At 28.5% G+C, this 260-nt stretch carries 1 protein-coding gene; it reads right to left on the bottom strand.

Translation table 11 applies throughout. The features are described 5' to 3' along the window. Nucleotides 1-260: hypothetical protein (locus R2R70_RS21205; protein ID WP_410979080.1), on the bottom strand; the 260-nt coding region annotated here is incomplete at both ends.

A 260-nucleotide genomic window follows, 5' to 3' on the forward strand; every position in this document is an offset into this window, starting at 1 on the left:
CTTAAAGCAACCCTACTCATATTTTGGAAGTTTTTATATTTTTCGAAACCTCTTTTAAGATATTGATAAATCCCTAACATTTCGTCTAAAGGAAATACAAATAAAATGGCATTTAGAAGGTAAATATCATAATAATACAAATTATTATTATGAGATAATCGTTGCCAAATTTGCCTCGCGTATAGTCTTCCTGATTCAAATTCTCCACTTTCTAATAAAGGTGCTAATGATTTACATAAGGTTTGTATATCTCTTATCAG

The sequence above is a fragment of the Cobetia sp. SIMBA_158 genome (assembly GCF_046566945.1).
Lineage (GTDB): Bacteria > Pseudomonadota > Gammaproteobacteria > Pseudomonadales > Halomonadaceae > Cobetia > Cobetia amphilecti.